The sequence below is a fragment of the Streptococcus sp. V913 genome (assembly GCF_054353455.1).
The window spans coordinates 501,719-522,596 of record NZ_JBTHHX010000001.1; the positions used below are offsets into that span (position 1 = coordinate 501,719).

The following is a 20,878-nucleotide window of genomic DNA, read 5'->3' on the forward strand; positions in this document are numbered from 1 at the left end:
TTTTTATAACATTTTAGTGAATTTTTTTCAGATATGATTTGACAAGAACACTCTTTTGTTGTAAAATCATGTTATAAAATCTAACACAAAGGAGATCTCTCATGGCTTTAGTAGAATTTAAAAACGTCGAAAAATATTACGGAGACTACCACGCACTCCGCGACATCAATCTCCGTTTTGAAAAAGGACAAGTTGTTGTCCTGCTTGGACCTTCTGGTTCTGGAAAGTCCACTCTTATCCGTACGATCAATGGTTTAGAGGCTGTTGACAAAGGAAGTCTCCTAGTCAATGGACACCAAGTAGCAGGTGCTAGCCAGAAAGATTTAGTTCCTCTTCGTAAGGAAGTCGGCATGGTTTTCCAGCATTTTAACCTTTATCCACACAAAACAGTGTTAGAAAACGTGACACTTGCACCCATTAAAGTTCTAGGAATTGATAAAAAAGAAGCTGAAAAAACAGCCCAAAAATATCTGGAATTTGTAAATATGTGGGACAAGAAAGATTCCTATCCAGCTATGCTATCTGGTGGACAAAAACAGAGAATCGCCATCGCACGTGGTCTTGCCATGCATCCGGAGCTCCTCCTCTTTGATGAGCCAACATCTGCTCTTGACCCTGAAACCATCGGAGATGTTCTAGCAGTTATGCAAAAACTGGCGCATGATGGGATGAACATGATCATCGTTACCCACGAAATGGGCTTTGCCCGTGAAGTTGCTGACCGCATCATCTTTATGGCTGACGGAGAAGTTTTGGTGGATACGACAGATGTCGATGACTTTTTCGACAATCCAAGCGAACCTCGTGCCAAACAATTCCTCAGCAAAATTATCAACCACGAAAGTGACAAAGTCAAATAAGGAGGCGCCTATGAAAAAGAAATTCTTTTTATCCGCATTATTGATTAGCCTTTTCAGCCTTGCTGCTGCCAAACCAGTCCAAGCCGATACCAGTGTGGCAGACATTCAAAAAAGAGGCGAACTAGTTGTCGGTGTCAAACAAGACGTTCCTAATTTTGGCTACAAGGACCCCAAGACGGGTACTTATTCTGGTATCGAAACGGACCTGGCCAAGATGATTGCGGACGAACTCAAGGTCAAGGTTCGCTACGTTCCTGTTACCGCTCAGACCCGTGGACCACTACTAGACAATGAGCAGGTCGACATGGATATCGCGACCTTCACCATCACAGACGAGCGTAAAAAACTATACAACTTCACCAGTCCCTACTATACGGACGCTTCTGGATTTTTGGTCAATAAATCCGCCAACATCAAAAGCATTGAGGACCTAAACGGCAAAACCATCGGAGTTGCCCAAGGCTCCATCACCCAACGCCTGATTACTGAACTGGGCAAAAAGAAAGGTCTAACCTTTAAATTCGTCGAACTTGGTTCCTACCCAGAATTGATTACTTCCCTTCACGCTCACCGTATTGATGCTTTTTCCGTGGACCGCTCTATCCTGTCTGGCTACATTAGTAAACGGACAGAACTACTAGATAATAGTTTCAAGCCATCTGACTACGGTATTGTTACGAAAAAATCAAACACCGAGTTCAACGATTATCTTGATAACTTGGTCACCAGATGGAGCAAGGATGGTAGTTTGCAGAAACTCTATGACCGATACAAGCTCAAACCATCTAGCCACACAGCAGATTAAGGAGGACACCCTATGACAGATTTATCATCTTGGACATCCTATTTTCAGGATTTTGGACAATTTTTCAATGGTTTCCTCTTCACTCTTGCCCTAGCAATTGGATCCTTTATCCTAGCTATGGTCTTAGGAATCATCTTTGGAGTCCTATCAACTAGCAAACATCAAATTTTAAGAATTTTGGCTCGTATCTTTGTCGAATTTTACCAAAATACTCCCCTCTTAGTGCAGTTTGTTATCGTCTTTTATGGTCTACCTCTTATCAGTGAACACACCATCATGATTCCGATTTATTGGACAGCTGTTCTCTGCGTGGGACTCTATCACGGCGCCTATATCGCTGAGGTTATTCGTTCAGGGATTCAGTCTATTCCTAGCGGTCAGATGGAGGCCGCCTTATCACAAGGTTTCACCTATATCAGTGCCATGCGCTTGATTATCTTGCCTCAAGCCGTCCGTATCATCCTCCCTCCTTTGACCAACCAAATCGTTAACCTTATCAAAAATACTTCAACCGTTGCTATCATCTCTGGAGTGGACTTGATGTTTGTGACCAAGTCTTGGTCAGCTCTCAACGGAAACTACATCCCAGCCTTTCTAGGCGCTGCTCTACTCTACTTTGCCCTTTGCTTCCCTGTCGCCCAATTTGGTCGCAAGATGGAGCAAGCCAACAAAAAAGCCTATTCACTTTAGGAGGTTACTATGGAATCTATTTTAGAAGTTTTGACCCCAGATAACCTAGTCTTTATCTTTAAAGGATTCGGCTTGACCCTCTACATTTCTCTGATCGCCATCGTCCTTTCTACCTTTATCGGGACGGTACTTGCGGTTATGCGAAATGGGAAAAATCCTGTCTTGCGAATCATCTCCAGCATTTATATCGAATTTGTGCGTAATGTTCCCAACCTTCTCTGGATTTTCACTATCTTTTTGGTATTCAAGATGAAGTCCACACCAGCAGGAATCACTGCCTTTACCCTTTTTACCTCAGCAGCCCTAGCTGAGATTATCCGTGGTGGTCTCAATGCCGTGGACAAGGGCCAGTACGAAGCAGGAATGTCGCAAGGATTCACTTCAGCTCAAATCCTCTACCACATCATTCTCCCACAAGCGATCCGTAAAATGCTGCCCGCTATTATTTCTCAGTTTGTAACCGTGATTAAGGATACCAGTCTCCTCTACTCTGTTATCGCCCTACAAGAACTCTTTGGAGCCAGCCAAATTCTCATGGGTCGTTATTTCGAACCAGAGCAGGTCTTTAGCCTTTACATCCTGATTGCCCTCATCTACTTCAGCTTTAACCTATCAATCTCTAGCCTGTCTCGCATGCTAGCAAAACGTTGGCAACAAGCCGCAGAATAAAAAAGAAATGTGAACTCAAAACAAGGGTTCACATTTTTTCTATAAATGAAAAAGAGTATCTCAATACTATGCAAACGTTTTACTTTTTGGTAAAATGACTTTAAAACCTAAAGCAAGGAGAAAAACAATGATTCAAGACCTTTACAAAGAATTCTCTCAACTGGAACAAGTAGAAGCTATCGCTCTTGGTGGTTCACGTGCAGGACAAGACTACGATCAAAATTCTGACTATGATGTCTATGTCTATCTTAACTCACCTATTGACGAGAAAACTCGTCAAATCATTCTTAGCAACTATTGCTCCTATATGGAAATTGGAAACCAGTTTTGGGAATTAGAGGATGACTGTGTACTAAACAACGGTATCCAAATCGAGTTGATTTATCGTTCGCTGGAGTCGTTTGAACAAGAATTGAACTCAACCGTTTTTCAACACAAAGCTCAAAATGCTTATACAACTTGCATGTGGCATAATCTACTCCACAGCAAGATTCTATACGATCCGAACGGAAACTATGCTTCGCTCCAAAGAGCCTACCAGATTCCCTATCCACAGGAACTCAAAAAGCATATCATTGAAAGGCAACTCCTTTTGCTAGAACAAGCCATGCCTGCCTTCTCTCACCAAATAGAAAAAGCCATCAAACGCCAAGATTTTCTCAGTATGAATCACCGTACGAGTGAATTTTTTGCTTCCTACTTTGACTTGTTATTTGCGCTCAATGAGCAAACCCATCCTGGTGAAAAACGAATGTTGGAGTACGCAAAGACCAATTGTACCCTCCTCCCTAAACAATTTGAAGAAACTATTCGCAAGTATTTCCAACTACTCTATCAACCACAACAAGGAGAACAAGCGATCGTAACCTTGCAAACTATCCTGAAGGAACTAAAAGCCATTTTGCCATAGACCAAAAAGAAAATGTGAACCTCTGTTGCTGGTTCACATTTTTATTTGTCGTTGACTGTAAAATTCTAGTCTACTCATTATTCAGTTGCCTATTTTTGGCTCTCTCTGAAAATCTGCAACTAGGTTAGAAATTGTTCAATTGGTTGACGAGCAATCATGAAGCCGTTCCAAAAACCGCACTCACAATCACTTACCCTGCTCTTTCATTACTAGTGACAATTTTTCCCTTAGGGTTACTACAAGATTTTTTAGAGATTCTAACAAGAATTACAATATGAATTTTACATATTACCATAGAACACCTCTATAGGAGAAAATAAGAGCTAAAATTAATAAAATATAGAAGGCGATAAAAAGCCATCTCATCTTCACACATAGAGCAATATATTCTCTGATAAAGGCCGATGGGATATAGTAGGCGGCTGTACGGCAACCAAGACCATCTCCCTTCATCCCAATACGGCGAGCATAGGTACTGGTACGAAAAACATGGTAATCATTGGTCACAAAGAGAAAACGTGGACTGGTCACCAGCCTCTCTCCCATTTCTTTTGAGAAGAGAAGATTCTCATAGGTTGTCGTTGAGTCTTCCTCTAGGAGAATTGCTTCTCTCGGAACATCCGTCTCTTCCAACAAATAGTTACAAATTGCCTGAGCCTCGGAAATCTTCTCACCCCCTCCTCGACCACCACTAGCGATGATTTTAACATTGGGATTGAGAGACTGGTGATAAGCTTCTACTGCCTTATCAATGCGACTCTTCAGTAAGGGAGTCACTTTTTCTCCATTCAATAAGCCTGCTCCGTGAATGATAATAAAATCATAATATTTTTTCTTAGGAATAAAAAGATACAGGATAGAATAAAGCAAAAATCCTGCAAAGGCAAAACCAAAAATTAAATACGAATAAATCAAAAAGAAAAAGAATATATTCACTAGATGATTGGTGTAGAACAAGCCATTGGTATCGCCCACTCGAATCGCCATGATTACAAAAAAGAATAGAATCACGCAACCTAATCCTAGAGACAAATAATTCGCCTTGGATTTTCCTTCTTTTTTCAATAACACAAATCCATTATAAATAAGGAAAAACCACTTAGAAAAACTAAAAGAGGCAGCAGGAGAAAAATCCCTGCAAAGAAAACCATGTGCACTTCTTTCTGTCCAGCTTCGTAAAAAAGATTGGCAATGGACATATAAGAAAAGAGCAGAGACAAAAGCAAGAGAGCTGGATTCCAGAGACTGCGATTGTCCCTTAAAAACGAAACGAGAAAAAGTAGGACAAAAAATCCTGTGATAAAGTACATAGTCTCCTCCTTTGATAACTACATTTTACCATAATTATGGCAATAGAAAAAGAGGAGCCTAGTCCTCTTATTTTGCTATTCTTGCTTCTGCATCTGCCACAACCTGATCCAGACTCATCTGACGAAGTTGATTTTCCATAGCTACTTGGATATCCAGCAATTTCTGATCCAAGACCTTATGAATATTAGCCCCTACTGGACAGTTAGGATTGGGATTGTCATGGAAACTAAAGAGCTTACCAGATTTTCCTAAACATTCGACTGCCTGATAAACATCAAAAAGGCTAATATCTTGGAGGTCTTTGATAATTTCGGTACCACCCGTCCCACGAGCAACTGAAATCAATCCTGCTTTTTTGAGTTGCGACAAAGTCTTACGGATAATGACTGGATTAACTCCAACGCTAGCTGCGAGAAAATCACTGGTCACCTTGCTTTCCCGGCCCTTGATAGCAATGATAATTAGCATATGGGTCGCAATGGTAAATCGACTTGAAATTTGCATTTTGTTCCCCTTTCACCTGAGATTCTCATCATCTCTCTTCTCATACTCATTATACCCCTTTTTGATGTCATGTCAATCATTACTACTATCCAACCATGCATCCAACTCAACATCATGCCCTTGTTCTTGGGCAATCTCATACAGAAGTTCCTGGTTATGAGTGTGGTGAATCCCATTTACCAAACTTTCATAGTAGATCTGGAAATAGGGAAGCTTTAAATCTTTAGCCAACTGCAATTCAGCTTCTACATCATAATCCACTCGATGAAAATCAACATCAGACAAACCTGCTTCATCAAACTCTAAAATCATATACTGGGCCCGTAGGTCCTTACGTAATCCCGCATCTAAAAAGAAGGGTTGTCCAATGGACCCTGGATTAAGAATCAACTGTCCATCACTTCCATAACGAAGCAACTGTTGGTGGATATGACCATATACTGCGATGGAGGCATGCGGTTCCGTCACTAATCTATCAAAATCTTCTTGTTTTCCCGTATGAATCAACTCCCTACCCCAGTTTTTATCAGGGAGATGGTGAGTGATTCCCACCATCAAATCACCAAACTGACGATGAACTTGCATGGGTTGATTGTGGAGGTCTTCGATTTCTTCAGGGCTGATTTCTTCTAATATATACTGGCATTGACGTAGGAGGTAGCGATGACTAGCTTTTGTCAAATCTAGCTTACGATGCAAACCTCGCCAGAGACTATTCTCCCAATTACCAAGAACTCTTACAGTGATAGGCAAAGCCGCTAAAAGATTCAATATCCTTCTACGTCCCGTTCCCGGCATAAGAATATCCCCCAAAAGCCAGTACTCATCTACCTTTGCCTTTTTAGCATCAGCCAGTACAGCTTCCAAGGCTGTCGTATTCCCATGTATGTCTGAAAGAACTGCTATTTTCGTCATCCTTTCTCCTCTTTTCCTCTTACTTCTTTTGTTAGTATTATAGCAGAAAACACTCAAAAAGAGCACTATCACTACTCACTGGATTAACTTGTAAAGGCTTCCGAGACGTGCTATAATATAAGTAGAGAGTTCCCCTTCATTTAAGATTATGTGGTATTCAACCTCTCTCAATTTTTGTAGATTGGAGGACTATTGCCATGCGGAAATATCTTAAGTATCTCCCATACTACCTTGTCATTTTCTTCTTTTACTGGCCCCTCTATGAGCTATTCTCACTACTCATCACTGACCCATATACACTGAAGGGACTGTACATTTACAACATTCTCCTCTTTTCACCTTTGGCAACCTTCATCGTGTCCCTTCTTTATAGCTACCGTTTCCAATTCTCACTGTGGTGGCTGCTTGGTGTCGGATTGCTCTATTGCTTTACCATCATCACTTTTAATGAATTCATTCTCGTTTATTTCCTAGCTTATGAACTCTTTGCCCTACTTGGTATGGCTTCAGGTTCGGGTATTAAATACATGCTACAGCGAGGAAAAAATAAAAAACTTTCACAAAATCCTTGAAAAATCTCGCAATCATGCTATAATAATGCATAGAGACAAGTCACTTAGTCCCTTTCTACTAGAGAGTGCGTGGTTGCTGGAAACGCATAGAAAGCCTAAACTGATACTACTCTACTGACTTTTATGCAAACATAAAACGGTGGCTACGTTAAAGCCAATCTGAGGTGTCCCTCTTTTTTGAGGAACATAAATGAAGGTGGAACCACGTTGCGACGTCCTTTTAAGGATGTCGCTTTTTGTTTTATCAGAAGGAAGAAGAACGATGCTTTATATGATTGGCGGATCACCTTGCAGTGGAAAGTCAACAATTGCCTCACTTCTTGCTAGACAATATCAACTACTTCATATCAAACTGGATGATTTGATAGAAGAGATGATGAGTCAAGCAAGTGCAGACTCACAGCCGATTTGCCTTCTTAGGCAGGATAGAAATCCAGAAGAGATGGCAGATGAAGAATGGCGCTTTTATTAAGTGAGATTTTTCCTTATGTAAAATCTCACTTAATAAAAAATCAAAACAGACCTCTCTTGGTGGGGAGAGCTGGACTTTTGCCTCACTTGGTAAAGGAGCTTGAATGTCCAACGTCTTCCTATCTATGCTTGACTCCAACAGCCGATTTTCAAAAAAAGCATTATAGACAGAGAGAATGGGTTCCTTATGTCTTAGAGGGTACAACCAACCCTGAGCAAGCTTTTGAAAACTGGATGCAACGAGATATTCTTTTTGCTCAAATGGTTCGTAAGGAAGCGATGAAATTAGGCTATCCTAGTCTCGTAACAGATGGTAGTCAACCAGAAAATCAGACTGCGGAAGAAGTTGCTCGGCTCTTAAAATTGTCCAACAAAAATAGAATAAATATTTAAGGAGAAAACCATGATTAAGATTACTTTCCCAGATGGCGCTGTTCGTGAATTCGAATCTGGCGTTACTACTTTTGAAATTGCCCAATCTATCAGCAATTCCCTAGCTAAAAAAGCTCTCGCTGGTAAATTCAACGGCAAACTCATCGACACGACTCGTGCTATCACTGAAGATGGAAGCATCGAAATCGTGACACCTGATCACGAAGATGCCCTTCCAATCTTGCGCCACTCAGCGGCTCACTTGTTCGCCCAAGCAGCTCGTCGCCTTTTCCCAGACATTCATTTGGGTGTCGGTCCAGCTATCGAAGACGGCTTCTACTACGATACAGACAATACTGCTGGTCAAATCTCCAATGAAGATCTTCCTCGTATCGAAGAAGAAATGAAGAAAATCGTCAAAGAAAACTTCCCGTCAATCCGTGAAGAAGTGACTAAAGACGAGGCCCGTGAAATCTTCAAGAACGACCCTTACAAGTTGGAATTGATTGAAGAACACTCTGAAGACGAAGGTGGTTTGACTATCTACCGTCAGGGTGAATACGTGGACCTTTGCCGTGGACCTCACGTTCCATCAACAGGCCGTATCCAAATCTTCCACCTGCTCAACGTAGCTGGTGCCTACTGGCGTGGAAATAGCGACAACGCGATGATGCAACGAATCTACGGTACAGCTTGGTTTGACAAGAAAGACTTAAAGAACTACCTTCAAATGCGTGAAGAAGCCAAGGAACGTGACCACCGTAAACTCGGTAAAGAGCTTGACCTCTTCATGATTTCACAAGAAGTCGGACAAGGTTTACCATTCTGGTTACCAAACGGAGCGACTATCCGTCGTGAATTGGAACGCTACATTGTCGACAAGGAAATCGCTGCAGGCTACCAACACGTCTACACTCCACCAATTGCCTCCGTGGAACTCTATAAAACTTCTGGTCACTGGGATCACTACCGTGAAGATATGTTCCCAACTATGGACATGGGAGACGGTGAAGAGTTTGTCCTCCGCCCAATGAACTGTCCTCACCATATCGAAGTTTATAAACACCATGTACACTCATACCGTGAATTACCAATCCGTATCGCTGAAATCGGCATGATGCACCGATATGAAAAATCTGGCGCCCTTACTGGCCTTCAACGTGTACGTGAAATGTCCCTAAATGATGGTCATACTTTTGTAGCTCCAGAACAAATTGAGGAAGAATTCAAGAAAATTCTTCAATTGATTATCGACGTGTATGAAGACTTTAATTTGACAGATTACCGTTTCCGCTTGTCTTACCGCGATCCTGAAGATAAACACAAATACTTTGACAACGATGAAATGTGGGAAAATGCACAACGCATGTTGAAGGCAGCTATGGATGATATGGAACTGGACTACTTTGAAGCTGAAGGTGAAGCAGCCTTCTACGGACCAAAATTGGATATCCAGGTTAAAACTGCCCTTGGAAAAGAAGAAACCCTTTCTACTATCCAGCTCGACTTCTTGCTTCCTGAACGCTTCGACCTCAAATATGTTGGAGCAGATGGTGAAGAACACCGTCCAGTCATGATCCACCGTGGGGTTATCTCAACTATGGAACGCTTTACAGCTATCTTGATTGAGAACTACAAGGGTGCTTTCCCAACATGGCTTGCACCACATCAAGTGACCCTCATCCCAGTATCCAACGAAAAACATGTGGACTACGCATGGGAAGTGGCTAAGAAACTCCGTGACCGTGGAGTTCGTGCTGATGTGGATGAACGCAACGAAAAAATGCAGTTCAAGATTCGTGCTTCACAAACCAGCAAAATTCCTTACCAATTGATCGTTGGGGACAAGGAAATGGAAGACGGAACAGTCAACGTTCGCCGCTACGGCCAAAAAGAAACACACACTGTCTCAGTTGATGACTTTGTTGAATCTATCCTGGCTGATATCGCCAACAAATCACGCGTTGAGAAATAAAACAATCACAGTCTGAGAAACATTTTTCAGAGCCAGAAAAAGCAACAACTATTTCAGCTGTTGCTTTTTATATTTTATTTAATCTGAGCTAGTAGTGATTGGTCAAACCACCACACAAGATTTGCTTTCATGAGTTAGATAAGGTCAATATCCTCAATCCTTATCTGCTTCATTTTCTTTTACGAGATCTTTTTGTGAATCCTTTTCAGAGAGTTTTTGATCGATATACTTGTTAATGGTTTCATAAAATTCCTTGGTCGTATCACTGTCTAATTTTGTCGAATTATGAACTTGATTGACTTTTAATTGGACAGATTGAATACCGTAAGAGGCTTGTTTTTGATGGAGCGTTTCTAATTCTTCGTCTGAAATCGGATCTCCAACAACCGTCAAGACCAATTCATTGTTCCTTGACTTGTAGACTTGATTAATGACCGTGTGATTGGCGAACTCTTTTGCTATAAACTGTTTGATTCCTTCTTTTCGCGCTTGTTCTATCGACAGAGTGACTGCTGAATAACTGGCTGGAAGAACCAATAATACAATCAAGGAAGTCAAGCCAATTTTCATTTTAATGTTTAGCTCTTTAAATGAACTTAAGGGAGATTTTCTCATCAAAATTCTTGTTCCAACAATGTTGGCTAGCATGATAAAGACACAGTTGATCAAGAAAAGATAGAGAGCCCCAAATAAAAATCGTACATTTCCATTAGCTAAACCATAGCCTGCAGTACAGATAGGTGGCATCAAAGCTGTTGCGATGGCTACTCCTGGCACGATATTGTTTGCTTCTTTTTTCCTTGACCCAATGACACCTGCTATCCCACCAGCAATAGCAATGAGAACATCCCAAATGGTTGGAGAGGTTCGTGCAATCAATTCGCTACTTGCATAAGACAAAGGAGAAATCCAGAAATACAGAGTCGAGACAAGCAAGCTGACCAATACTTGAGTAAATAAAACCTCTAGAGATTGCTTGATTAAACGCGTATCAAAAATAGCTAAACCGAATCCCAGTCCAACAATCGGTGTCATAAGAGGGGAAATCAGCATGGCTCCAATAATGACAGCTGTTGAATTCATATTTAGACCTATAGAGGCAATAAAAATCGCACACATCAAAATCACTGTATCTCTTAATCGAACATGAAGATCATCATATAATTTCTCACGGTATTCACGTGTTGAATAGTTTCCGGTCATTGGTTACTCCTTTTATTTCATATAATCTTGTTTCTGCATGGATGATGGTAGAGAAACTTCTGTCCAATCTTACATATTTTTAATTCTCACCTGTTATTCTTTTGAAAATTATCCTTTAAATATCCGTCAGTCCATCCTTAACATTATATCAAAAATTTTACAGTCTTTATTTGAAGAAATCTATCAATTGAACAGATTTTTAATTCTCACCTGTTATTCTTTTGAAAATTATCCTTTAAATATCCGTCAGTCCATCCTTAACATTATATCAAAAATTTTACAGTCTTTATTTGAAGAAATCTATCAATTGAACAGATAGAGAAAGTTATCGTCAACCTCATGGTATCATCGACTACTTCAATGACCTCGAGAACTAAACTAAGCATATGATAAGCAAAGGCCAATGGAGAAATGCAAAAATTACAGGAAGGAAGAAAACTGTCAAGATTTGCTTGTTAATGGTTTGCTTAATCTGCTTTTGATCTAGACCTACCTTTTCGTTCGTGGTCTTCATATCCCTCAGAGATTTGTTTATAGTAGATAAAATAATTTACTAGGATACACAGTTAAAGATAGAAAAGCCCAGTTGTCTTATCCTGGGCTCTTATCTACTCTTCTCACTCAAGGACTAAGTTCACTTGAGCAAACTGAATCCGCACTATCGTTCCTTTTCCGACCTCAGACTCGATACGAATCTGGTGACCCAGTTCTTCAGAAATTTTCTTAGATAGGTAAAGTCCAAGTCCAGATGACTGCTGGGTTAGGCGACCATTATATCCTGAAAAGCCACGTTCAAAGACTCGGAGCACATCACTGTTTTTAATCCCGATTCCCGTATCTTTGATACAGAGCTCCTGGCCTTCCATATAAATCTCTAGTCCACCTTTCTTGGTGTATTTGAGGCTGTTTGAGAGGATTTGTTCAATGACGACCAACAGCCACTTCTTATCGGTCACGATGATTTTGTCAAGGTCATGTAGATTGACGGTCAGTCCCTTTTGGATAAAGAAAAGAGCATACTTACGAACCACTTCCTTAACTAAGTCATCCACTTGAACCTTTTCAAATACCAAGTCATCGTGGAAGCTTTCCAAACGAAGATACTGCAACACCAGATTGGTATAGGAGTCAATCTTAAAGATTTCCTGTTCCAGTTGCTGCTTGACCTCACGATCAGATACTTCTGCTACCAAGAGACGGCTCGCTGCAATAGGAGTCTTTATCTGATGAACCCACAAGGTGTAGTAGTCAAGCAAATCCGTCAGTTTACTTTGGGCTTCTGACTTCTTTTGATACAATTCAGACTCACGCTCTTCGAGTTTTTCCGCTAGCACACATTCCAAAGGAGACTTTGGGTCTCTTTCAGCATAGAGTACTTCCTGCCGGTAAATCTGAGCTTCTGCAAAAATATCCCAAACCAAAAATAAAAGGGTTAAAAAGCTACTGAGGAGGAAAAAATAGAAGAAATAAAATCCTATACTAGCGAATAAAAATTGAAAGAGAAAAACAAGAAAACCCAATGAAAAAATATAGACAAAAAGACGACTGCGAGAACGCAGATAGGCTAGAAAAAATGATTTCCAATCAAGCATGTTTCAGTCCGTATCCTATCCCTTTCTTGGTTTCGATAAAGCCTGCTAAACCTTGCTCCTCCAACTTTTTACGCAAGCGAGCAACATTGACGGACAAGGTATTGTCATCGATGAAAAAGTCACTATTCCAGAGTTCCCGCATCAGGTCATCACGCGCCACGATATTGCCCGCATGTTCAAACAGCACTCGCAAAATTTGAAATTCATTCTTGGTCAAACTCAATACTTCCCCCTGATAGTGCAGGTCCATAGACTTGGTATTGAGGATCACACCCGCATACTCCAGCAAACTTTCATCCCGCCCAAACTCATAGGAACGACGCAATAATCCTTGTACCTTGGCTAAAAGGACCTGCTGGTCAAAAGGCTTGGTCACAAAATCGTCTGCTCCCATGTTGATAGCCATGACAATATCCATAGCCTGGTCTCTTGAAGACAGAAACATAATAGGAACTTTGGAAATCTTGCGAATCTCCTGGCACCAGTGATAGCCATTAAAGAGAGGCAAGCCGATATCCATGAGAACCAGATGAGGCTCAGACTGAACAAATAAGCTCAGCACTTCCATAAAGTCTTCTACCAAAACGACTTGAAATCCCCACTCAGAGAGCAGTTTTCCCAATTGTTGTCGAATAACTTGGTCATCTTCTACTAGTAAAATCTTGTGCATGCGCTCCTCCTTTACTCTTGTTCAAAATATCAAAAACCTTAATAAAAAATCTATGAATTAGTAACTCAACTATTTGGCTATTTATCTTTCAAATCCAGATTCGGAAACGAAAGCTAAATAGAGAATAATCCCATTGATATCATACCTTATTTTTAACTATAGTTCCAGCCTTATCCTATATTTTCTTTTTTATGCTCATTTAGTTAGCGTTTCTTTAACTTATTTAATAGATCTAGCCTTCTTATTGACAAGCCGGCAATGATTTGTTAGAATATGAATGAACAAATCAATCTATTCATTCATAAAGCAAAGGAGGTTAAATCATATTGGACAAAAAACAAGCTTTAAAAACAGCGGCTTATGACGTTTTTTCGAAAAAGGGTTACAAGGCAACGGGAATTTCAGAAATTGCTAGGCAAGCTGGTGTTGCAGTTGGTTCTTTTTATAACTATTACGAGAGTAAAGAAGCCATTTTTCTAGACATCTATATAGATGAAAACAACCGTGTTCGCCAAGCTATGATCGAAGAACTGGATTGGGAAATTGACCTGATTGACCTCATTGGTCAACTATTTGCTCAGTCCAGAACTCTCGTTTCTTCCAATAAAATCCTTGCAGAATGGTACAATCCTGCCATAGCCGATGACTTGCACAGCTACTATTCCTCGGAAGAAGGCAAAGTCGCAAATCCTTTTCATCAGTTTCTAGTTAAAACTTTTACAAATCGCATGCAGGCTGAAGGGTACTCGCCAGAAAAGATTCAAGATATTTTACAGGTTTATAATCTGTTTTACTATATGGATATGCATATCACGGAAAAAGATTTTCCAGATATTGGCAAAACTGTTGAAATACTTGCAACCAACTTCATTAAAGGAGTTCTAAAATAAAGAATGGATTTCTTTATTTTTAAAAAGATATGAATGAATTATTTTTTAGTTCATTCATAAAATTAAGAACAGGAGTCATAAAAAATGAAAAGAGGTAAAAAAATGTTTATTATCATTCTGTCAACACTTGGATTACTAGCCCTTATAACTTGGGGTGCCATCGCCTATCTTGGACGAAGTCAAACATTATCGATAAAATCCATCGAAAACCCCAGCGGCGATTTGTATTTAATTCATATCTCAAAGCCAAGTCAGCAAACCTGGAAAGCTGGGGCTTATGCTAAGTTTACGCTCCCCGATACGTCGTCCGCTGCTAGGAAGAACGAAGCTAAGGGAGAGCAAACCAGTCGATGGCTAACCATTGCCTCCACACCTGATGAAGATGAAATTCTCATTTTGACTCATAATAGTGGTAGCAACTTTAAGAACACCTTGACACATTTACCGGCTGGAAGTGAGATTGAGATGAGTTGGCTTGATTCCTCTTTAACCGTTAAAGATACGAATCAGCCACTAGTTTGCTTTGCATCTGATGTTGGTATTTCTTCTCTACGCCCCCTTATCAAAGAATGGGCTGGTAAATGTCCGATTATTCTCAACCATTTTGACAAAGGAGTTACTATTTTCGATAATGAGATGAAGGAACTGGCTCAAAAAACATCGAATTTTACTTATAAAACTAGCGATGAACTTTCTCAAAGTCAAGCATTTTTAAAACATGCTATTGATGAATACGGCAATCAAGCCAGCTATCTCATCACAGGTCAGCCTGATGATGTAAATGAGATGAAGAATTTTTTAAAGGAAAATAGGATTGATAGCAAAAACATACAAGTAAGCTCGTTTAGAGGTTTGAAATAGGAGCAATCTATCTTCTATGTATTTCAATCAAACCCTACTAGGTCATTCGAACAAGCCCACTAGCTAATTCTAGGTAAATGTGGTAGGATAAACATAGAGAAAGGAGCTTTTATGGCCAATATTTTTGACTACTTAAATGATGTAGCATACGATTCCTTTTATGACCTCCCCGTGAACGAGTTAGATGTTCTTGCCTTGACTGAGTTGACCTACCTTGCTTTTGATAATGTAATCACCCAAGAACCAAATCGCCTCATAGATCTAGCACCTCAAATCCCTAGAGACACGACGATGTTGACCAATAAAAACCGTCTCCAGTTGTTGGATCAGCTCGCTCAACACAAACGCTTTAAAAATTGCAAGCTCTCAAACTTTATCAATGATATTGATCCTGAATTGCAAAAACAGTTTGCGGCTATGACTTATCGTATCAGTCTCGATACCTATTTGCTTGTTTTTCGTGGGACAGATGACAGCATCATTGGTTGGAAAGAAGATTTCCATATGACCTATATGAAGGAAATCCCTGCTCAAAAACATGCCCTCCAGTATTTAGAGGACTTTTTTGCCCAACATCCCAATCAAAAGATCGTCCTAGCAGGGCATTCAAAAGGGGGCAATCTAGCTGTCTATGCTGCCAGTCAACTTGATCCAAACTTACAGAAAAACATTGTCGCTGTCTACACTTTTGATGCCCCTGGGCTTCACAAGGAACTAACCGAAACACCTGGCTATCAAAACATGATGGAAAGAACGAAAGTATTTATCCCACAAGGGTCTATCATCGGGATGATGCTGGAAATTCCGGATAAAAAAATCGTCGTTCGAAGCACCGCCTTAGGTGGCCTTGCCCAGCACGACACCTTTAGTTGGCAGATTGAAGACAAACACTTTGTCCAACTAGACGAGACCAATAGTGATAGTCAGCAAGTCGATACAACCTTCAAGGAATGGGTTGAAACAGTTCCTGACGAAGAACTGCAGCTCTACTTTGACCTCTTTTTTGGAATCATTCTCGATGCAGGCATCTCCTCTATCAACGATCTTTCTTCCTTCAATGCCATTGAACACATTCATCAACTCTTTGTACAAGCTCAATCCCTCACTCCCGAAGAAAGAGAAACCATGGGGCGCTTAACCCAACTCTTGATTGACACCCGCTATCAAGCTTGGAAAAATCGTCAAAGCACGAAAAAGACTTTTTGATACCCTAAGTATCCTCTTCTATGCTATACTTAGTTTAGTACATTCTTTGAGATTGGAGCCAGTATGAAAATCCATAAAACCGTGAATCCCGTTGCCTATGAAAACACTTATTACCTGGAAGGGGATCAACACCTAATTGTGGTGGACCCAGGTAGCCATTGGGAATCTATTCGCAAGACTATTGAGAAAATCAACAAACCAGTCTGCGCGATTCTCCTGACCCATACCCACTACGACCATATTATGAGTCTGGACTTAGTTCGCGAGACTTTTGGAACTCCCCCAGTTTATGTAGCAGAAAGTGAAGCTAGCTGGCTCTATACTCCCGTTGACAATCTCTCTGGCCTACCTCGTCACGATGATATGGTAGATGTCATCTGCAAACCTGCAGAACATACCTTTGTTTTTCATCAAGAATACCAGATCGAAGAGTTCCGCTTTACTGTACTTCCTACTCCTGGACACTCTATCGGCGGTGTTTCCCTCGTTTTTCCTGATGCCCATCTAGTCTTGACCGGAGATGCTCTTTTCCGCGAAACCATCGGACGGACAGACCTTCCTACAGGTAGCATGGAACAACTCCTCCATAGTGTCCAGACTCAACTCTTTACTCTTCCTAACTACGATGTCTATCCAGGGCATGGCCCAGCTACGACCATCGCTCACGAAAAGACCTTTAACCCCTTTTTCTAGCAAGCAAAAAACCAAGGATAGCTTCCTTGGTTTTTGTATTACCAAATAATCACACGGTCCTCTGGTGAACGCCACATGCCGTCGCCTTCTTTGACATTATAGATTGTAAAGAAGTCATCAAAGTTTGGCACTTGGATGTTAACACGGAGTTTGGCAGGCGCGTGCACATCGACACTGGCCATGAGTTTCATCAACTCAGGACGGCCTTTCATGCGCCAGATACGAGCAAAGTTGTGGAAGAATTCTTCAGCAGAGAAGTCTGGTTCTCTCTTGGCAGCTTCAAGGGCTGCAGCAATTCCTCCTAGGTCCGCAACGTTTTCTGATACGGTTAGTTTTCCGTTAATCCTTGCGCCGTAAGATTCTTGGCCATCAAATTGGTCGATAACTTTTTGCGTTTTTTCTTTAAAGGCGGCATAGTCACTCTCTGTCCACCAATCCTTGAGACTACCATTTTCATCAAAGGAAGCGCCATTTGTGTCAAAGGCATGAGAAATCTCGTGGGCAATAACAGCACCAATACCACCGTAGTTAGCAGAAGACGACTGATGCAAGTCATAGAATGGAGCCTGTAAAATAGCAGCTGGAAAGACAATCAAGTTCTTCTGAGGATTATAGTAGGCATTGACCATATGTGCTGGCATGCCCCACTCCTTGTAGTCAACAGGTTGGTTCCACTTGCTCCAGCTGTGCTTGATTTCCACACGCGCAAAGGCTAGGGCATTCTCAAAGAGGCTGGATGTTTCATCCACTACCTTGTCCTTATAGCGGGCTGGCAACTCCTCCGGATAACCGATATAAGGCTTGATGACATTGAGTTTGACGATGGCCTTATCACGCGTTTCAGGAGTGAGCCAGTCATTCTTAGCCAAACGTTCCTTATAAACGTCAATCATAGTCGCTACTTTTTTCTCTACGTCTGCTTTTGCTTCTGGGGAGAATTTTTCATGCGCATACCAGAGACCAAGGGCTTGCTTGAAAGGACCTTGAGCTAAATGATAAGCAGCCTTGACCTTATCCTGAGCTTCTGGAACACCTGAAAGGGCACGTCCATAGGCACCTGACAAGACGCGAATCTCATCTGTAAGATAGCTTGTTGAAAGATTGACCACAGCCAAAATCAAGGTTGCTTTGAGTAGAGGCCAAGCTTCTTCACTGTAAAATTGGTCTGCTGCTTGCCAGAAACGTTCCTCATCTACGATAACCTTGTCAGGCACTTGCCCAAGAACGGCTTGGAAAAAGTCATCTAGAGGTAGAGCAGGGGCGAATTTCTTGAAATCTTCATAAGCGTATGGATGATAGAGTTTGGCATATTCTGAACTTTCTTCGTTTGAAAGGACTACTGCTGCGATACGACGATCCAATTCCAATCTCTTCTCTAGCAAATCTGCGATTTCCTCATCTGAAAAATCATAGGCTTTGAGAAGATTCGTAGTACTTTCCTTCCAAAGCGTTAAGAGCTCCTCACGTTGAGGATGGTCTTCCGCATAGTAGGTTGTATCAGGCAAGATAGTTCCTGGTGCACTGGCCCAGAGAACATTGGTTCTGGCATCCATAAAGTCTGGTGAAACACCAAATGGAAGGAAGTTTGGTTTACCAGCTAGTTCAAACTCTGCTAGTTTGCTGGTAAAATCTGCAAAACTTTCTAAGTCTTGGTATTCCTTGAGTAGAGGAAGGACAGGCTTGATCCCATCTGCTTCTCTCTTATCAAAATCGCGTACCATACGATGGTACTTAACAAAGTTTGAGAGGATAGCATCCTCTGGTACCTCTTCACCCGCCAACCACTTGTCCGTAGTCGCCAGCATCAACTCTTCAATTTCCTCGTCAAGGTCAATAAACCCACCTGTTCGAGATTTGTCAACTGGAATGACAGCTGTTTTTTCCCATTCGCCATTAATTGCATCATAAAAATCGTCTTGATAACGTGTCATCTTGTTCTCGCTTTCATTTTTTCACTTATTCTTAGCTTAGCAAAAAACACTTGGGAATGCAATTAAAAATGGTTTCTCTTTTCTCTTCATTTTTCAGTTATTATTTTAAATTTTTCAAAAATTAACTTGACTTAATTTTTTTTTTAAGGTATATTAAAAGGCAGGAGGAAAACAACTGTATGATACGTATCGAAAACCTCAGTGTCTCCTACAAAGAAACGTTGGCACTAAAGGATATTTCACTAGTGCTCCAAGGACCAACTATTACCGGAATTATTGGTCCAAACGGTGCTGGAAAATCAACTTTATTAAAAAGTATGTTGGGAATTATCCCACATGAAGGTCAGGCCTTTCTTGATGACAAAGAATTCAAGAAATCTTTACATCGAGTTGCCTATGTCGAGCAAAAAATCCATATCGACTACAATTTCCCTATCAAGGTCAAGGAATGCGTCTCTCTGGGACTCTATCCATCCATCCCACTCTTTCACACCTTAAAGGCCAGCCACTGGGAAAAAGTGGCAGATGCACTTGAAATCGTTGGGCTCTCAGACTATGCTGATCGCCAAATTAGCCAGCTCTCAGGCGGACAATTTCAACGTGTGTTGATTGCCCGCTGCTTAGTACAAGAAGCAGACTACATCTTTCTAGATGAGCCATTTGTCGGGATTGATTCGGTTAGTGAAGAGATTATCATGAACACGCTGAGAGATCTTAAAAAAGCTGGTAAAACAGTTCTCATCGTGCATCATGACCTCAGCAAAGTCCCCCATTATTTCGACCAAGTTCTGCTTCTCAATCGAGAACTAATAGACTTTGGTCCGACTAAAGAAACCTTTACCGAAGTCAATCTCAAAAAAGCTTATGGTAGCAAGCTCTTCTTTAATGGAGGTGACCTATGATAGCAGAATTTATCGATGGATTACAAAATTTCCATTTCCTACAAAATGCCCTGATAACAGCTATAGTCATCGGGGTGGTTGCTGGAGCCGTGGGATGTTTTATCATCCTACGCGGAATGTCTCTCATGGGGGATGCCATCTCTCACGCAGTTTTGCCCGGCGTAGCCCTTTCCTTTATCTTGGGAATTGATTTCTTTATCGGAGCGATCATCTTTGGTTTGATGGCTTCCATCATCATTACCTACATCAAGGGAAACTCTATCATCAAGAGTGACACTGCCATTGGTATTACCTTTTCGTCTTTCTTAGCCTTAGGTGTCATCTTGATTAGTGTTGCCAAGAGTTCGACAGACCTCTTTCATATCCTTTTTGGGAATATCCTCGCTGTCCAAGATACGGACATGTGGATCACCATCGGTGTGGGGGCATTGATTCTCTTGATTATTGGGATTTTCTTTAAACAACTATTGATTACATCCTTTGACGAGCTTTTGGCTAAAGCCATGGGAATGCCCGTCAATTTCTACCACTACCTGCTCATGGTGCTCTTGACCCTTGTGTCAGTCACTGCCATGCAAAGTGTTGGAACCATTCTTATCGTGGCCATGCTAATCACTCCAGCTGCGACAGCTTATCTCTATGCTAATAGCCTAAAGAGCATGATTTTTCTTTCATCAAGTCTAGGAGCCCTAGCTTCTGTTGTGGGACTCTTTATCGGCTATAGCTTCAATCTCGCAGCAGGATCCAGCATCGTGCTCACATCCGCCAGCTTCTTTTTAATCAGTTTCTTTATCTCTCCTAAGCAACGATATTTGAAGCTGAAAAATAAACATTTGTTAAAATAAGGGGTAAAGCCCCAATAAATTGGAGGATCTA

The 20,878-nt window shown here is 41.1% G+C and carries 19 protein-coding genes and 3 pseudogenes; 14 read left to right on the plus strand and 8 right to left on the minus strand.

Annotated elements, in window-relative coordinates; genetic code table 11:
• Window positions 1-101: 101 nt before the first annotated feature.
• The 5 genes from ACXYSL_RS02515 to ACXYSL_RS02535 all read left to right on the plus strand — a co-directional run bounded on the left by ACXYSL_RS02515 (window position 102) and on the right by ACXYSL_RS02535 (window position 3,934).
• Window positions 102-860: an amino acid ABC transporter ATP-binding protein gene (locus tag ACXYSL_RS02515; RefSeq protein ID WP_195215425.1), complete on the plus strand. Its 759-nt coding sequence runs from the start codon at window positions 102-104 to the stop codon at window positions 858-860.
• A 10-nt stretch (window positions 861-870) separates the two neighbouring features.
• Entirely contained in the window at window positions 871-1,665 is a 795-nt protein-coding gene (locus tag ACXYSL_RS02520) for a transporter substrate-binding domain-containing protein (protein ID WP_458623865.1), read from the plus strand.
• A gap of 12 nt (window positions 1,666-1,677) precedes the next feature.
• Entirely contained in the window at window positions 1,678-2,355 is a 678-nt protein-coding gene (locus ACXYSL_RS02525; RefSeq protein WP_458623866.1) for an amino acid ABC transporter permease, read from the plus strand.
• 9 nt (window positions 2,356-2,364) lie between these two features.
• Window positions 2,365-3,024 (plus strand): amino acid ABC transporter permease, encoded by a 660-nt coding sequence (locus tag ACXYSL_RS02530; RefSeq protein ID WP_195215422.1) that lies wholly within the window; start codon window positions 2,365-2,367, stop codon window positions 3,022-3,024.
• Between the two features lie 127 nt (window positions 3,025-3,151).
• Window positions 3,152-3,934, plus strand: coding sequence for a DUF4037 domain-containing protein (locus ACXYSL_RS02535; protein ID WP_458623867.1), 783 nt, complete (start codon window positions 3,152-3,154; stop codon window positions 3,932-3,934).
• Window positions 3,935-4,222: 288 nt separating this feature from the next.
• Here the strand turns inward: ACXYSL_RS02535 and ACXYSL_RS02540 are convergent.
• The 3 genes and pseudogenes from ACXYSL_RS02540 to ACXYSL_RS02550 all read right to left on the minus strand — a co-directional run bounded on the left by ACXYSL_RS02540 (window position 4,223) and on the right by ACXYSL_RS02550 (window position 6,664).
• Window positions 4,223-5,244, minus strand: a pseudogene (locus ACXYSL_RS02540) (YdcF family protein).
• Between the two features lie 67 nt (window positions 5,245-5,311).
• A complete protein-coding gene (locus ACXYSL_RS02545) occupies window positions 5,312-5,749 on the minus strand; it encodes an Rrf2 family transcriptional regulator (RefSeq protein WP_084872646.1) in 438 nt (145 codons plus the stop codon).
• Between the two features lie 72 nt (window positions 5,750-5,821).
• Window positions 5,822-6,664, minus strand: coding sequence for a metallophosphoesterase family protein (locus ACXYSL_RS02550; RefSeq protein WP_458623868.1), 843 nt, complete (start codon window positions 6,662-6,664; stop codon window positions 5,822-5,824).
• A 197-nt stretch (window positions 6,665-6,861) separates the two neighbouring features.
• On the opposite strand from ACXYSL_RS02550, the gene ACXYSL_RS02555 reads away from it, so the two are divergent.
• From ACXYSL_RS02555 to thrS, 3 genes and pseudogenes are all read left to right on the plus strand, one after another.
• The gene (locus ACXYSL_RS02555; RefSeq protein WP_458623869.1) at window positions 6,862-7,236 is read left to right on the plus strand and encodes a hypothetical protein; all 375 of its coding nucleotides are present in this window, start codon (window positions 6,862-6,864) and stop codon (window positions 7,234-7,236) included.
• Window positions 7,237-7,498: 262 nt separating this feature from the next.
• A pseudogene (locus tag ACXYSL_RS02560) lies at window positions 7,499-8,100 on the plus strand (AAA family ATPase).
• Window positions 8,101-8,110: 10 nt separating this feature from the next.
• The gene (gene thrS, locus ACXYSL_RS02565; protein ID WP_270747685.1) at window positions 8,111-10,054 is read left to right on the plus strand and encodes a threonine--tRNA ligase; all 1,944 of its coding nucleotides are present in this window, start codon (window positions 8,111-8,113) and stop codon (window positions 10,052-10,054) included.
• Window positions 10,055-10,207: 153 nt separating this feature from the next.
• On the opposite strand, the gene ACXYSL_RS02570 is transcribed toward thrS, so the two are convergent.
• The 4 genes and pseudogenes from ACXYSL_RS02570 to ACXYSL_RS02585 all read right to left on the minus strand — a co-directional run bounded on the left by ACXYSL_RS02570 (window position 10,208) and on the right by ACXYSL_RS02585 (window position 13,519).
• Window positions 10,208-11,257 carry a DUF389 domain-containing protein gene (locus ACXYSL_RS02570; RefSeq protein ID WP_458623870.1) on the minus strand — a complete coding sequence of 350 codons (1,050 nt, stop codon included), beginning with the start codon at window positions 11,255-11,257 and terminating at the stop codon, window positions 10,208-10,210.
• A gap of 263 nt (window positions 11,258-11,520) precedes the next feature.
• Window positions 11,521-11,799: pseudogene (locus tag ACXYSL_RS02575) on the minus strand (ABC transporter permease); the annotation flags it as partial.
• A 75-nt stretch (window positions 11,800-11,874) separates the two neighbouring features.
• Window positions 11,875-12,849: a sensor histidine kinase gene (locus ACXYSL_RS02580; RefSeq protein ID WP_458623871.1), complete on the minus strand. Its 975-nt coding sequence runs from the start codon at window positions 12,847-12,849 to the stop codon at window positions 11,875-11,877.
• Window positions 12,842-13,519: a response regulator transcription factor gene (locus tag ACXYSL_RS02585; RefSeq protein WP_458623872.1), complete on the minus strand. Its 678-nt coding sequence runs from the start codon at window positions 13,517-13,519 to the stop codon at window positions 12,842-12,844. The genes ACXYSL_RS02580 and ACXYSL_RS02585 overlap by 8 nt, the downstream gene beginning before the upstream one ends.
• A gap of 320 nt (window positions 13,520-13,839) precedes the next feature.
• Here ACXYSL_RS02585 and ACXYSL_RS02590 point away from each other — a divergent pair, with 320 nt between their 5' ends.
• The 4 genes from ACXYSL_RS02590 (at window position 13,840) to ACXYSL_RS02605 (ending at window position 17,169) form a co-directional block, all read left to right on the plus strand.
• Window positions 13,840-14,409, plus strand: coding sequence for a TetR/AcrR family transcriptional regulator (locus ACXYSL_RS02590; RefSeq protein WP_458624010.1), 570 nt, complete (start codon window positions 13,840-13,842; stop codon window positions 14,407-14,409).
• Between the two features lie 84 nt (window positions 14,410-14,493).
• Window positions 14,494-15,270 carry a ferredoxin reductase domain-containing protein gene (locus tag ACXYSL_RS02595; RefSeq protein WP_458623873.1) on the plus strand — a complete coding sequence of 259 codons (777 nt, stop codon included), beginning with the start codon at window positions 14,494-14,496 and terminating at the stop codon, window positions 15,268-15,270.
• 111 nt (window positions 15,271-15,381) lie between these two features.
• The gene (locus tag ACXYSL_RS02600; RefSeq protein ID WP_458623874.1) at window positions 15,382-16,476 is read left to right on the plus strand and encodes a DUF2974 domain-containing protein; all 1,095 of its coding nucleotides are present in this window, start codon (window positions 15,382-15,384) and stop codon (window positions 16,474-16,476) included.
• 63 nt (window positions 16,477-16,539) lie between these two features.
• Window positions 16,540-17,169, plus strand: a complete 630-nt coding sequence (locus ACXYSL_RS02605; RefSeq protein WP_458623875.1) for an MBL fold metallo-hydrolase — start codon at window positions 16,540-16,542, stop codon at window positions 17,167-17,169.
• Window positions 17,170-17,207: 38 nt separating this feature from the next.
• On the opposite strand, the gene ACXYSL_RS02610 is transcribed toward ACXYSL_RS02605, so the two are convergent.
• Window positions 17,208-19,100, minus strand: coding sequence for a M13 family metallopeptidase (locus tag ACXYSL_RS02610; protein ID WP_458623876.1), 1,893 nt, complete (start codon window positions 19,098-19,100; stop codon window positions 17,208-17,210).
• A gap of 179 nt (window positions 19,101-19,279) precedes the next feature.
• On the opposite strand from ACXYSL_RS02610, the gene ACXYSL_RS02615 reads away from it, so the two are divergent.
• Both ACXYSL_RS02615 and ACXYSL_RS02620 read left to right on the plus strand, forming a co-directional pair.
• Complete coding sequence (locus ACXYSL_RS02615; RefSeq protein ID WP_458623877.1) at window positions 19,280-20,002, plus strand: metal ABC transporter ATP-binding protein; 723 nt, start codon at window positions 19,280-19,282, stop codon at window positions 20,000-20,002.
• Complete coding sequence (locus ACXYSL_RS02620) at window positions 19,999-20,847, plus strand: metal ABC transporter permease subunit (protein ID WP_411866820.1); 849 nt, start codon at window positions 19,999-20,001, stop codon at window positions 20,845-20,847. Before ACXYSL_RS02615 ends, ACXYSL_RS02620 begins: the two co-directional genes overlap by 4 nt.
• Window positions 20,848-20,878 lie beyond the last annotated feature (31 nt).

Excerpts from the sequence above, each read along its gene's own strand:
- ACXYSL_RS02515 (WP_195215425.1), top strand. The coding sequence starts at position 102 with ATGGCTTTAGTAGAATTTAAAAACGTCGAAAAATATTACGGAGACTAC.
- ACXYSL_RS02520 (WP_458623865.1), top strand. The coding sequence starts at position 871 with ATGAAAAAGAAATTCTTTTTATCCGCATTATTGATTAGCCTTTTCAGC.
- ACXYSL_RS02525 (WP_458623866.1), top strand. The coding sequence starts at position 1,678 with ATGACAGATTTATCATCTTGGACATCCTATTTTCAGGATTTTGGACAA.
- ACXYSL_RS02530 (WP_195215422.1), top strand. The coding sequence starts at position 2,365 with ATGGAATCTATTTTAGAAGTTTTGACCCCAGATAACCTAGTCTTTATC.
- ACXYSL_RS02535 (WP_458623867.1), top strand. The coding sequence starts at position 3,152 with ATGATTCAAGACCTTTACAAAGAATTCTCTCAACTGGAACAAGTAGAA.
- ACXYSL_RS02545 (WP_084872646.1), bottom strand. The coding sequence starts at position 5,749 with ATGCAAATTTCAAGTCGATTTACCATTGCGACCCATATGCTAATTATC.
- ACXYSL_RS02550 (WP_458623868.1), bottom strand. The coding sequence starts at position 6,664 with ATGACGAAAATAGCAGTTCTTTCAGACATACATGGGAATACGACAGCC.
- ACXYSL_RS02555 (WP_458623869.1), top strand. The coding sequence starts at position 6,862 with ATGCGGAAATATCTTAAGTATCTCCCATACTACCTTGTCATTTTCTTC.
- thrS (WP_270747685.1), top strand. The coding sequence starts at position 8,111 with ATGATTAAGATTACTTTCCCAGATGGCGCTGTTCGTGAATTCGAATCT.
- ACXYSL_RS02570 (WP_458623870.1), bottom strand. The coding sequence starts at position 11,257 with ATGACCGGAAACTATTCAACACGTGAATACCGTGAGAAATTATATGAT.
- ACXYSL_RS02580 (WP_458623871.1), bottom strand. The coding sequence starts at position 12,849 with ATGCTTGATTGGAAATCATTTTTTCTAGCCTATCTGCGTTCTCGCAGT.
- ACXYSL_RS02585 (WP_458623872.1), bottom strand. The coding sequence starts at position 13,519 with ATGCACAAGATTTTACTAGTAGAAGATGACCAAGTTATTCGACAACAA.
- ACXYSL_RS02595 (WP_458623873.1), top strand. The coding sequence starts at position 14,494 with ATGAAAAGAGGTAAAAAAATGTTTATTATCATTCTGTCAACACTTGGA.
- ACXYSL_RS02600 (WP_458623874.1), top strand. The coding sequence starts at position 15,382 with ATGGCCAATATTTTTGACTACTTAAATGATGTAGCATACGATTCCTTT.
- ACXYSL_RS02605 (WP_458623875.1), top strand. The coding sequence starts at position 16,540 with ATGAAAATCCATAAAACCGTGAATCCCGTTGCCTATGAAAACACTTAT.
- ACXYSL_RS02610 (WP_458623876.1), bottom strand. The coding sequence starts at position 19,100 with ATGACACGTTATCAAGACGATTTTTATGATGCAATTAATGGCGAATGG.
- ACXYSL_RS02615 (WP_458623877.1), top strand. The coding sequence starts at position 19,280 with ATGATACGTATCGAAAACCTCAGTGTCTCCTACAAAGAAACGTTGGCA.
- ACXYSL_RS02620 (WP_411866820.1), top strand. The coding sequence starts at position 19,999 with ATGATAGCAGAATTTATCGATGGATTACAAAATTTCCATTTCCTACAA.